The organism is Paenibacillus sp. FSL K6-1330 (genome assembly GCF_037976825.1).
GTDB lineage: Bacteria > Bacillota > Bacilli > Paenibacillales > Paenibacillaceae > Paenibacillus_AQ.
In genome coordinates, this window is sequence record NZ_CP150269.1 from 2241321 (window position 1) to 2252569 (window position 11249).

The window sequence follows — 11249 nt, forward strand, 5'->3', positions numbered from 1 at the left end:
TATGAATACGTTCTGATATCCGGTCATTTCAAGACCGCCCGGTCTGCTTCCAATTAGCCGCCGGGTGGTCTTTTGCTAGTAAAGTCAGCGGTGCGGTATAAGGGAAGAAAAAGGCTCGTGATTATTTTTACTAAGGAACCGGAATATGGTATAGTTTTTCGTATGAAATTGAGGTGACGAACTTGTTTGAAATGTTAATTCCAAAGCTCCGTGTCAATACGGTTTTTGATATTAACCTAGAGGAATTATATGAGCAGGGGTATCGGGGGATCATTACCGATTTGGATAATACTCTTGTAGGGGCGAAGGCACCGGTTGCCACGCCGGAACTGGTCGTTTGGTTCAAAAGGGTGAAGGAGATCGGTTTCCAGCTCATCATCGTCTCCAATAACCAGTTGGAACGCGTGTCTAAATTTGCGACGCCGCTGGATATCCAGTATGTGCATGAAGCCCGCAAACCAAGCAATACCCCGTTTCGCAAAGCGATGAAGATGATGGAGCTTACGCCGGAGAAAACGGTAGTTGTCGGCGACCAGATGCTGACCGACGTGTATGGCGGGAATCGGCTGGGTCTGTACACGGTACTGGTTATGCCCATCGCCATCAACGATGAGGGATGGTTTACGCGCCTGGTCAATCGCCGGGTGGAGCGCATCGCATTGACCCGTTTGCGCAAAAAAGGATTATGGATGGAGGAGGAACCGAAATCATGACGTTGCCTACTGGCGGAGAAGACATCAAGAAGTGCAGCGGCTGCGGCATACAGCTTCAGAGTGTAGCACAGGACAAGCCGGGCTATTTGCCGGAGAAGGCTTGGGACCGTGACCCGGTTATTTGCCAGCGCTGTTTCCGGATAAAGAATTATAATGAAGCGTCCTCGGTTGCCGTAGACCAGGATGAGTTTTTACGGTTGCTGGGACAGATCGGCGGCAAGAACGCGCTTGTCATTCATATCGTGGATCTCTTCGATTTTGAAGGCAGCCTTATTTCGGGGCTGCAGCGGTTTGTCGGCAACAACCCGGTTATTCTGGCCGTTAACAAGACGGATCTTCTGCCGAAGGTCACCAATTGGAACAAGGTTCTCAATTGGGTACAGAAGCAGTGCAAGGAGCATGGTCTGAGAACCGAAGACATCGTGCTCTGCAGCGCGAAGAAGAATCAAGGCTTTGAGCGGTTGCTGGAGACGGTAGCGCATTACCGAGGCGACCGGGACGTCTACGTGGTTGGCGCCACGAATGTGGGTAAATCCAGCTTGATCAATCGCCTGATCCGCGACTACAGCGATTTAGATCAGGAGCTGACCGTTTCCCGTTATCCGGGAACAACGCTGGATATGGTCAATATTCCACTGGACGACGGCCGGTATATTATTGATACGCCGGGCATCGTGTACCCTTGGCGCTACAGCGAGCTTGTGAGCCGTGAGGATTTGGGGACGGTTATGCCGGAAAATCCGCTGAAGCCGATGGTTTATCAGTTGAACGAAGGGCAGACGCTATTCTTCGGAGGTTTCGGCCGTTTTGATTTTCTCCAAGGAGAGCACCAATCCTTTACTTGCTTTATTAGCGGTAGATTAGGGATTCATCGGACCAAACTGGAGCGAGCGGATTCGTTATTTGCTGAGCATGCCGGAGAGCTGCTCTCACCGCCGACCAAAGAACGGATTGAAGAACTACCGGAATGGACAAGACATGAAATCCGTATTCCTAAGGGAACCCGCCAAGACGTGTTTATCTCAGGGCTCGGCTGGATCAAGATCAATGGTGAACAGGGAGCGCTCGTTGCGGTTCATGTCCCTAAAGGAATCAAAGTTCTGTCGCGTCCATCCTTGATATAATTGATGAATCGCTCTGGTATACCGTCCGGTTTATCATGGGGGAGATAGGGGAGAAATGAAAGTGAATCCAATGATCGAGCGTGATTATTTGCTCCTTGGCGTAATGGGGGACCCGATCGGTCACTCGAAATCACCGGCCATGCATCATGCGGCGATCACCGTCCTGGGATTGTCAGGGGCCTATGTGCCTCTTCATATACGTCCGGAAGGGCTTAGTGACGCCATCCAGGCTGTCAAAGCGCTGGGATTCCGGGGGGTGAACGTAACGATCCCGCACAAGGTGGAGGTTATGAAGTATCTGGATGTCGTCGATGAAGGGGCGCGGCGCATCGGTGCCGTGAATACCATCGTCAACGACAATGGCCAATTGACGGGTTATAATACGGATGGGATCGGATATGTTCGTTCATTAAAGGATGAAGCCTGTCCCGATCTTAAGGGGAAGCGCATCGTCGTCATCGGCGCTGGCGGAGCGGCCAGGGGGATCATCTATGCCCTTACCGGAGAAGGGCCTGAGAAGATATCCATTGTGAACCGGACATCCGCCAAAGCGCTTGCGTTGGCCGAGGAGTGGAGCTCGCTTGCCGACTTGAGGGGATACGGAGAGGATCATGCCAGAGAGGCGTTGTCGGATGCCGATGTTGTGATCAACACCACTTCGGTGGGCATGTTTCCCCGGGTTTCCGAGCTTCCCATTCCAATGGAGTATATACCGGAAGGGATCGTTGTCAGCGATCTGATCTATAATCCGTTGAAGACCGAGCTGTTACGGGTAAGTGAGCTTCGGCAATGCACGGTGCATGGCGGACTTGGGATGTTCATCAACCAAGGGGCGTATGCATTCGAGTATTGGACAGGTCTGACGGCGCCTGTACAGGCGATGAAGGAAGCCGTTCTGACCAGCTTCTAAGTCGAGGTTTAATATCTTGTTTATTGATTAATGCTTATGCAAAAGCTACAATATAGCTTTCGATAAGCAGCAAGCTTTAATAATTGAATATTTAAGGAGTAATGACCAAGCATGTTAACAGGAAAGCAAAAACGACATTTACGTTCGCTTGCGCATCATCTGGATCCGCTGTTCCAGGTAGGCAAGGGAGGCAGCAACGAGCATCTGATCCGGCATATTTCCGAGGCGATTGAGAAACGGGAACTCATGAAAGTATCCGTTCTCAACAATTGTCTTGAAGACCCGCGCGAAATCGCCGAGGAGCTTGCTGAAGGTGCCGGAGCCGAACTGGTACAGGTTATCGGCAAGACGATTGTGCTTTATAAAGAATCGAAAGACCACAAAACCATCGAATTGCCGTAAGGGAGCCCTAATAGCTCCAGTTTTATCGGATATAGAATAACTCTCTTATTAGGGGAGGTGAACCCGAATGAAGGTAGGGATAATGGGTGGAACCTTCGATCCCATTCATATCGGGCATATGCTAGCAGCCGAGTGCGCGCGGGACGCTTACGATCTGGAAGAAGTATGGTTTATGCCAAGCCATATCCCCCCACACAAGGAAGATGCTGGCGTAACCGGTCTGATGAGGCTGGAGATGACCGCTGAGGCAGTAGCCGACCATCCATCTTTTCGTACATTGGATTGGGAAGTGAAGCGCGGCGGCGTATCCTATACGGTAGACACGGTTAGAGAACTGCAGGATACGTATCCCGAGCATGATTTCTCGTTCATTATCGGAGCGGATATGGTAGCGTATCTTCCCAAGTGGAATCGGATCGGGGAGCTGGCGGACATGCTGACGTTTATTGGGCTTAACCGTCCCGGAACCAAGCTATCGGTGGATGATCTGCCTGATTTCCTGCAAAAGGTGGTAGTGACAGCGGAGATGCCGTTGATCGAAATATCCTCCACCATGATTCGGAGCAGAGCCGCATCAGGTTCGTCCATCCGTTATATGGTGCCGGACCGTGTATACGATTATATTGTTAGGAGCGGTATTTATGGAGTACAGCCGTGATGAACTCATTGAAGCGGTATCCTCCCAGATGCCGGCCAAGCGCTGGGATCACACAAAAGGCGTAATGGAAACCGCGGTCATCCTTGCAAAGAGGTTCGGGGCCGATCCGGTTAAGGCGGAATTGGCTGCCATCCTGCATGATGTGGCCAAATACTGGCCCGTGCAAAAGCTTCATCAAATGATGGTGGAGCATGCGCTCTCCGAAGAGCTGCTCCATTACGATAAGCAGCTTTGGCATGCTGAGGTAGGCGCATTCGTAGCGGAGCAAGAGTATGGCGTGACGGATGCTGAGGTGCTTGACGCCATCCGCTACCATACGTCGGGGCGCATAGGCATGACGCTGCTTGACAAGGTGGTCTGTCTTGCGGATTATATGGAGCCGGGACGGGATTTCCCCGGCGTGAATAATATTCGCGAACTGGCCAACCATAGCCTTGAAGAGGCGCTTGCAGCCGGTTTTGATTCGACGATCGGACATCTGCTTTCGCGCAGACAAATCATTTTTCCGTTGACGGTACTAGCCCGCAACGATCTAATTAAGCAATTGGAGGCGAATTCATGACGTTGAAACCGAATGAATTATTAAATGTGGCAGTGACTGCCGCAGAAGATAAAAAAGCGATGGATATCGTGGTTCTGGATCTTAGAGGAATCTCCCTGATCGCAGACTATTTTGTCATTTGCCATGGTAACTCGGATACACAAGTGCAAGCGATCGCAACCGAAATTCGTAAACAGGCTCATGATGCAGGAGTGGCTTTGCGTGGACTGGAGGGAATGGATGCAGCCCGCTGGGTGCTGATGGATCTCGGAGACGTGATCGTTCATATCTTCCATCGCGATGAGCGCGAATATTACAACATCGAACGACTGTGGTCAGATGCTAAAGTGGTGGAGAACGTATGAGTCTGATTGCCGGCACATTAACGAAACTCGTCGTTTCCAGAGAAGTGTCCCCTTATGGTTATTTTCTGGATGGCGGAGATCGGGATGTGCTTCTTCATTATTCAGAGCTCACGGGTAAGATTGAGCCGGGGGATACGGTAGAGGTCTTTATATTCTTTGATACGGAAGACCGCCTGGCCGCTACGATGAAGAAGCCTTACCTTATGTTGGGTGAAACCGCTAAGCTTGAGGTGGCGGACGTCCATCCGCGCCTCGGCTGTTTCCTCGAGATGGGGCTTGGCAGGCAGCTTCTGCTTCCAATCCGAGAATTGCCGGAGTTGCGGGAGCTTCACCCCCAAGTGGGAGACCATGTGTTTGTCATCATGGAGCATGATAAGCAAGGACGACTTCGCGCGAAACTTGCCGGAGAACAAGAGCTTGCTCCGCTTGCGTTCCATGCGCCTGAATCGTGGAAGGGCCAATGGTTCACTGCTCTGGTGTACAAGCCGCTCCAGATGGGCACGTTTGTCATCATCGATGGCGGTGTGATCGGTTTCGGCGCGATTGGTATGATCCATTCCTCGGAACGGACACGTATGCTGCGGCTTGGTGAAGAGGTGAAGGTCCGGGTCAGCCATATTCGGGAAGATGGCAGGGTCAACCTGTCCATGGTTCCGCAAAAAGAGATCGGCCGGACGGATGATGCAGACCGGCTGCTTGCTTTTCTGAAGGAGCGTCCGGGCCATGGGATGCCGTATTCGGATGAAACGCCGCCCGACATCATTAAGCAGCGGTTCGGTATTAGCAAATCCGCCTTTAAACGCGCGCTTGGCAAGCTGATGAAGGACGGTTTGGTTACGCAAAAGGACAGCTGGACGTATATGGTCAATCAAGAGGAGAACTCCGGATCAAACGAATAACCCGGCAAGGTAGGGGAAGCTTCTAAGGAAAGTGGTGTCATCATGTTGTCTTACCGCAAGTTTGCTTACGTATATGATCAACTCATGGAAGACATGCCGTACCCGGATTGGATTCGTTTTGCGAGAACCGCCTGGGATAAGCACGGAATGCCAAAAAGCGTCGTTGAGCTCGGGTGCGGGACAGGCAGCATTACCATTCCGCTCGTGAACTCCGGTTTCGAGGTAACAGGAATTGATCTGTCGGCAGATATGCTCTCAGTTGCTAGACGCAAGCTGGAGGGTACATCCCAGGGGCATCGATTGTTCCGGGAAGGCAGCGTCCGCTGGGTACAACAGGACATGCGTTCGTGGGAGCTGCCCGAGCAGGTGGATTCCGTCATTTCATTTTGTGATTGTGTGAACTATCTGCTGGAGGAAAAGGACATCCGCTCCGCATTTACAAGGACCTACAACGGTCTCAAGGAAGGCGGCACGTTCCTGTTTGATGTGCATCACCCGAACACACTGCTTCGATACGACGAAGAACAGCCCTTTGTGCTGGACGAACGGGAAGTGTCCTACATTTGGACATGCGACCTGGATGAACGACGGATGGAGATTGAGCATCATCTCTCCATCTTTGCACGTGACGGCCAAGACCCTACGGTCTACCGTCGCTTTGAGGAAACGCATGTGCAGCGGGGATATGACCCCGAATGGATGAAGGTCGAGCTGGTTAAGGCCGGATTCCGGGATGTGAAATGTTATGCCGATTTTGAGTGGATGGAAGCGGGGCAGGATGCATCCCGGCTGTTCTACGTTGCCGTAAAATAAACGAAAAAATCCTTTTATGAGAAGCACTTCTCTCGTCTGTAGCGACGAAAGAAAGTGCTTCTTTTTTCGTTACGCATGGATTCATTATATTCAAAGACATTTCTTTTCCGCTTTATTTGACTGTAGTTAAGGTTCGGTAGCAGGGATATGGGTTTGCTTCCGGGACTGTGCTACGATGAGGGGTAGATAGGATGAACAGAAATGAGAGCGCTATCTCAAGAGATGTTTCTATGCATCCGATGTGCTCTGAATGACCGTATTTGAGTTCAATGATGATCAAATGATGCATAAGCTAATCTATTGGGTCGAGAGAGGATGAATGAGCATGAAACTGTCCGTATTTACAGTCGCAACTCCTGACTTACAGCCTGAGGAGTTGGCAAAAGCCGCGGCGGATGCCGGTATTGAAGGAATCGAATGGCGTTTCAAGGAGATTCCGGAAGAAGCTGCAGGGGAGAAACCCTCCTTCTGGCGGCATAATCGCTGCTCCATGGATCCAAACGGCACGCAGGAGGATTGGCTCAGGTTTCAGCAAGCAGCCGACAAGCATGGCCGGCGGAGTCTTGCGGTCGTCCCTTATCTGACATGCGGCGACGTGGAAGCAACGGAGAAGGTCATGCAAGCGGCCAAGCTGATCGGAGCCTCCTTTATTCGCGTGGGTATTCCGGGATATGACCGAAAGCGAAATTACAATGAACTGTACGACCAGGCGGTCCGTTATCTGCATGAGGTACAGGATCTCGCTGCGGCATACGGGGTCAAGGGAGTAGTGGAAACACATCATCTTACGATCACTCCGAGCGCGGGTTTGACGCACCGGCTTGTATCTCACTTCAATCCGCAGCATATCGGCGTGCTGTATGATCCGGGCAACATGGTCCATGAAGGTTACGAGAACTACCGGATGGGCTTGGAGCTTCTTGGTCCCTTCCTGGCTCATGTCCATGTGAAAAACGGAGGCTACCGCAAAACGCCTTCCGAGGATGGCACCGCGGCGACGTGGTCCGGGGAATGGGTCCCGCTTGCCCAGGGGGCCGTGCCATGGAAGCAGGTTATACAGGATCTGCAGTCGGTTGGTTACGAAGGTTATTACGGGATCGAGGATTTTAGCGGAACGTTCCAGTCCAGGGAATTGCTTGTTCGTTTTGCCGAGCAGATGAAGTTGTGGTCAGATCAGAAACAAAACGCGTAGGTCACTTTTGAAGGAGGCTATAGATATGGAACAGGTAAGAGTAGGGGTAATCGGACTGGGGATGGGTTTTTCGCATGCCAGATCGCTGGCGTCCGGAAGGATCAAAGGCGCGCGGCTTAGCGCTATATGCGATCTGAATCCAGCCAAGCAGGAAGAAGCGAGGGCAACGCTGCCTTCGGACGTAAAAATTTGGAGTGATACGGACGCTATGATCTCATCGGGGGAGATAGATGCGGTAATTATTGCTACGCCCCATTATGCCCATCCTCAAGTGGCGATCGAGTGCCTGAATCATGGACTCCATGTCCTGATCGAGAAACCGGCAGGCGTTTACACGAAGCAGGTACGGGAAATGAATCGCGCGGCAGAAGCCAGTGACAAAGTGTTCTCAATTATGTACAACCAGCGCTGTAACCCGCTATATAAGAAGCTGAGAGAGCTTATTGCCGACGGCGAACTCGGCGAAGTCCGGAGGATGAACTGGATCGTAACGAATTGGTACCGGTCCCAGAGCTATTATGATTCAGGCGGATGGCGAGCTACCTGGGCTGGAGAAGGCGGAGGGGTGCTGATTAACCAGTCCCCGCATCAGCTGGACCTCTGGCAGTGGACGACCGGCATGATGCCAAAGAGAATTCGTGCATTTTGTGCTTTCGGTAAGTACCGGAACATCGAAGTCGAAGATGACGTGACGGCTTATGCGGAATACGAGAATGGTGCTACAGCCGTCTTTATTACGACAACGGGTGAAGCCCCGGGCACTAACCGATATGAAGTGACGGGAGACCGCGGAAAAATCGTTATCGAGGACGGCAAGCTCACCTTCTGGCGCCTCCGTGTGCCAGAGCCGGAATTCAATCGGGAGTATACCGGGGGCTTCGGCGAACCGGAATGCTGGAAATGCGAGGTGCCGATCTCGGGGGATAATCCGCAGCATAGCGGCATTATCCAGAACTTTGCGGATGCTATTTTGCATGGAACGCCATTGATTGCCCCGGGTGAAGAGGGAATTCATGGATTGACGCTGTCCAATGCCATGCATCTGTCCACCTGGACCGACAATTGGGTTGATCTGCCTCTTAACGAAGAGCTGTATTACGAAATGCTGCAGGAACGGATCACACATTCTTCCGCTCAGAAAACGGTCAAGGAGATCGGACCGGTGGATATGAGCAAGACGTTTGGAACCTATTAAATCACAATCAGGAGGCACGTGGTATGGACCGCAGTAATGGAATGCTCTACGCGCCGGTGGGCAAGGCCCAGCCGGTGTGCAAGCCCGGAGAGTTTATGTTTGCTGCCATGTCGCTGGAGCATGGGCATATATACGGCATGTGTAACGGATTGATCGAGGCCGGGGCTACGCTGAAGTGGGTATATGACTCAGACCCCGCGAAGGTTGCGGCTTTTTGCAAGGCTTACCCAAGTGTAACCGTCGCTTCATCCGAGGCACAGGTGCTAGAGGATGCGGAGGTTCATCTGGTAGCCGCTGCGGCTATTCCTTCGGAACGATGCGAACTTGGCCTGAAGGTCATGTCGCATGGGAAGGATTATTTTACGGATAAGACGCCTTTCACCACGCTGGAGCAGGTGAACGCTGCTCGCGCGAAGGCGGCGGAGACGGGCAAGAAGTACATGGTCTATTACAGTGAACGGCTGCATGTGGAGAGTGCCGTCCATGCAGGAAGGCTGATCCAGGACGGGGCGATAGGGCGAGTGGTGCAAGTGATGGGAACAGGTCCGCACCGTTTAAATGCGCCTTCCCGTCCGGACTGGTTTTTCCGTCATCAACAGTATGGTGGCATTCTGTGTGATATCGGCTCCCACCAGATTGAACAATTTTTGTTTTTTGCCGGTTGCCGCGATGCCAAGGTGCTCAGCAGCAAGGTGGGCAATTATGCGAATCCGGATTACCCGGAGCTGGAGGATTTTGGAGATGCGACGCTTGTAGGAGACAACGGGGCCACGAATTACTTCCGTGTCGACTGGCTGACACCTGGAGGCCTTGGCACCTGGGGCGACGGAAGAACCTTTATTCTGGGGACGGAAGGGTACATCGAGCTTCGCAAATATATCGATATTGCAAGGCATGCGCAAGGCGATCATCTGTACCTGGTTAATGGCGAGGGAGAGTTTCATATGGAGCTTCAAGGCAAGGTGGGCTATCCATTCTTCGGGGAGCTTATCCTGGATTGTCTGGAACGTACGGAGCATGCCATGTCCCAGGAGCACGCTTTCAAAGCCGGAGAATTGTGCGTCATCGCCCAAAATGAGGCCGTGCGCATTCCATAAAATCATTTATAATAGAGAAAACCCCGTTTTGTTGAGGGTTGAGGATTAGACAACTCCAAAATCGCTAAAGGGGCGATTCTCTAGATGACCTCATCTGCCGATATGATGCCAGGCTTTGACCGCATGCAGCTGCAGGCGCCGTTCGATCTGACCTATTACAATGAACAGCCGTTGTCCGGAGGACAGTTTCACTCGCATGCTTTTTATGAAATTTATTATTTCCATGAAGGACGCTGCACTTATTTGATCGGCGATTCCGTTTTCACGCTGAAGCCGGGGGATCTGCTCTTGATGAACGGGCTTACGCTTCACTGTCCGAATGTGGAGCCCGATTCCAGATATGTCAGAAGCATTTTGCATTTTGATCCGGCCTGGATCTGCAAGGGGCTTTCGGATACGGGCAAATCGATATTGCTGGATCCATTCGAAACGCTGCGAAATCATCGCATGACACTGACAGGGGCGAACCGGGATGAATTTGAAGGCATGCTGGCCGATATGCATCGCCTCTCGGCATCCACGGCCGGTTTTCGTCAGGAACGGATGACCTTGCGTATTCAAGAGATGATGTACGTCATCGCGGACTGGTGCCAGGGTGCTGTGCAGGATCAGGACTCCATCTCCGAGAAAGAACGGCATGTCCAACATGTCGTGTCGTTTGTCGAGGAAAATTATATGCAGGATCTGACGCTGGAGCAAATCGCCCGCGATATGCATATTACGAAGCACTATTTATCCTCCTTGTTTAAGGAGGTTACTGGAACGACGGTGTTTAAATATTTGTATCACCGGCGGATTAACCAAGCTAAAATTTTGCTCAGGCTCCATCCTCATCTCAGCATCACGGAGATCAGCCAGGCGGCAGGCTTCAAGCATTTGGCTCATTTCAGCAGGATGTTCAAGGCCATGGTCGGGACGACACCGGAATATTATCGCAGAAGCGGAGAAGAGCTTTCGTTGACTTGATCGGACTTTTTGGGTATAATAGCCACATTAAAACGGTAATATGAACGCGATGATGAGGATCAATCGTTCCACTTTCGATCATGCAGAGAGCCGGTGTCTGGTGAAAACCGGTTGACGATAGGAATGAACTCGCCTCGGAGCAATGGTGTTAACCCGGCCGTCGGAGGGCTGTATTCCGGCAGATTCGGCCGCTGAAGCATCGTCGTCTCATCCGCGATAAGGATGCAAAGGGAGTGAAAGGCAAAGCATGCCTTTGGCTAACTAGGGTGGTACCACGGGAATCAAACCTCTCGTCCCTAGCGATCAGCGCTATGGATGATGAGGTTTTTTTGTTTTTTTGGGCAATGGCATAGGCCTTGTCTCTCGACTGTGAA

The 11249-nt window shown here is 51.8% G+C and carries 13 protein-coding genes and 1 other annotated feature; all 13 genes read left to right on the forward strand.

The window, feature by feature from the left end:
- Positions 1-182: 182 nt before the first annotated feature.
- The 13 genes from NYE54_RS10045 to NYE54_RS10105 all read left to right on the forward strand — a co-directional run bounded on the left by NYE54_RS10045 (position 183) and on the right by NYE54_RS10105 (position 10875).
- Entirely contained in the window at positions 183-713 is a 531-nt protein-coding gene (locus NYE54_RS10045) for a YqeG family HAD IIIA-type phosphatase (RefSeq protein WP_098742677.1), read from the forward strand.
- Positions 710-1837 (forward strand): ribosome biogenesis GTPase YqeH, encoded by a 1128-nt coding sequence (yqeH, locus tag NYE54_RS10050; protein ID WP_339271893.1) that lies wholly within the window; start codon positions 710-712, stop codon positions 1835-1837. The genes NYE54_RS10045 and yqeH overlap by 4 nt, the downstream gene beginning before the upstream one ends.
- Before the next feature lie 55 nt (positions 1838-1892).
- The gene (locus NYE54_RS10055) at positions 1893-2747 is read left to right on the forward strand and encodes a shikimate dehydrogenase (RefSeq protein WP_076320547.1); all 855 of its coding nucleotides are present in this window, start codon (positions 1893-1895) and stop codon (positions 2745-2747) included.
- Positions 2748-2858: 111 nt separating this feature from the next.
- Positions 2859-3149 (forward strand): ribosome assembly RNA-binding protein YhbY, encoded by a 291-nt coding sequence (gene yhbY, locus NYE54_RS10060; RefSeq protein ID WP_076320548.1) that lies wholly within the window; start codon positions 2859-2861, stop codon positions 3147-3149.
- Positions 3150-3216: 67 nt separating this feature from the next.
- Positions 3217-3807, forward strand: a complete 591-nt coding sequence (locus tag NYE54_RS10065) for a nicotinate-nucleotide adenylyltransferase (protein ID WP_339271894.1) — start codon at positions 3217-3219, stop codon at positions 3805-3807.
- On the forward strand, positions 3791-4369 hold the full coding sequence (gene yqeK / locus NYE54_RS10070) for a bis(5'-nucleosyl)-tetraphosphatase (symmetrical) YqeK (RefSeq protein ID WP_076320550.1): 579 nt from the start codon (positions 3791-3793) through the stop codon (positions 4367-4369). Before NYE54_RS10065 ends, yqeK begins: the two co-directional genes overlap by 17 nt.
- Positions 4366-4713 carry a ribosome silencing factor gene (gene rsfS, locus NYE54_RS10075; RefSeq protein ID WP_071222884.1) on the forward strand — a complete coding sequence of 116 codons (348 nt, stop codon included), beginning with the start codon at positions 4366-4368 and terminating at the stop codon, positions 4711-4713. The genes yqeK and rsfS overlap by 4 nt, the downstream gene beginning before the upstream one ends.
- Positions 4710-5612 (forward strand): S1-like domain-containing RNA-binding protein, encoded by a 903-nt coding sequence (locus NYE54_RS10080; RefSeq protein ID WP_339271895.1) that lies wholly within the window; start codon positions 4710-4712, stop codon positions 5610-5612. Before rsfS ends, NYE54_RS10080 begins: the two co-directional genes overlap by 4 nt.
- Before the next feature lie 42 nt (positions 5613-5654).
- A complete protein-coding gene (locus NYE54_RS10085; protein WP_339271896.1) occupies positions 5655-6425 on the forward strand; it encodes a class I SAM-dependent methyltransferase in 771 nt (256 codons plus the stop codon).
- Between the two features lie 325 nt (positions 6426-6750).
- Positions 6751-7617 (forward strand): sugar phosphate isomerase/epimerase, encoded by an 867-nt coding sequence (locus NYE54_RS10090; RefSeq protein ID WP_339271897.1) that lies wholly within the window; start codon positions 6751-6753, stop codon positions 7615-7617.
- Positions 7618-7642: 25 nt separating this feature from the next.
- A complete protein-coding gene (locus NYE54_RS10095; protein ID WP_339271898.1) occupies positions 7643-8812 on the forward strand; it encodes a Gfo/Idh/MocA family oxidoreductase in 1170 nt (389 codons plus the stop codon).
- Positions 8813-8835: 23 nt separating this feature from the next.
- The gene (locus NYE54_RS10100; protein ID WP_339271899.1) at positions 8836-9909 is read left to right on the forward strand and encodes a Gfo/Idh/MocA family oxidoreductase; all 1074 of its coding nucleotides are present in this window, start codon (positions 8836-8838) and stop codon (positions 9907-9909) included.
- 84 nt (positions 9910-9993) lie between these two features.
- Positions 9994-10875: an AraC family transcriptional regulator gene (locus NYE54_RS10105; protein ID WP_339271900.1), complete on the forward strand. Its 882-nt coding sequence runs from the start codon at positions 9994-9996 to the stop codon at positions 10873-10875.
- 40 nt (positions 10876-10915) lie between these two features.
- Positions 10916-11176: a binding site (T-box leader), on the forward strand.
- The last annotated feature ends 73 nt before the right edge of the window (positions 11177-11249 follow it).